General features: G+C 35.2%; 1 protein-coding gene. It reads right to left on the reverse strand.

The genetic code is table 11. The features are described 5' to 3' along the window. On the reverse strand, positions 1 to 370 hold a 370-nt coding region (locus HC175_RS19015), incomplete at its 3' end, for an aminoacyl-tRNA hydrolase (protein ID WP_168139741.1). Positions 371 to 432 lie beyond the last annotated feature (62 nt).

Consider the following 432-nt stretch of genomic DNA (forward strand, 5'->3'; position numbering starts at 1 on the left):
GTGTTCCGAAGGGTAAATTAAGATCATCTGTAATTACCAGTAAATGTTCCAGCGGCACTTTTTCTTTTTGCAACCAGTAATTTACTGCTTTCCCGCTAAGGTTCATGTATGTAGAAGGCTTCAGAAGCAAAAAATTGCGGCCTTTAAACTTATAGGTAGCGAGATCTCCTAATTTTTGGGATTCAAAACTGAGACCTTCCTTTTCGGCGAGAAAATCAAGAACCTTAAATCCAATATTATGTCTTGTATTATGGTATTTAGGGCCAATATTACCCAATCCCACACTCAGGAATTTTTTCATAGGGGGAATTTCTTCTGTTTCTTTTTGAACTTCTTTATTACCGAGTATTCTTCCGAAGAAGCGAAGCATGATTTCTGTTTTTGGTAAAGGTAAAATTAAAAAAATCCTTTTTCTTTACTTTTTACACCTTA

The sequence above is a fragment of the Salinimicrobium oceani genome, assembly GCF_012037645.1.